This is a genomic window from Streptomyces sp. GbtcB6 (genome assembly GCF_019091475.1).
GTDB classification, from domain to species: Bacteria; Actinomycetota; Actinomycetes; order Streptomycetales; family Streptomycetaceae; genus Streptomyces; species Streptomyces hyaluromycini.
Map to the genome: position 1 here is coordinate 1 of NZ_JAGXJL010000472.1, position 236 is coordinate 236.

The following is a 236-nucleotide window of genomic DNA, read 5'->3' on the forward strand; positions in this document are numbered from 1 at the left end:
GGCGGTGACCATGGCGCTGATGTCGCCGCCGGTGAGGGCCTTGCGGTCGGTCGCGCCCATGCCGATCGCGGCCACCGGGACCAGGCTGATCACCGTGGAGATCGCGAGGGTGGCGAGGACCGTGCGGGCGTCGTTGCGGCGCGGGGTCTCCAGTTCCTCGCAGAGGTAGACCGCCGTCGAGAAGCCCTGGGTGACGAAGTGGGCGATGGCCAGGCCGGAGACGACGAGCATGGCGG

Annotated in this window: 1 pseudogene; it reads right to left on the reverse strand. The window is 71.6% G+C overall.

The window, feature by feature from the left end:
- Positions 1-236: pseudogene (locus tag KVT45_RS55710) on the reverse strand (amino acid permease); the annotation flags it as partial.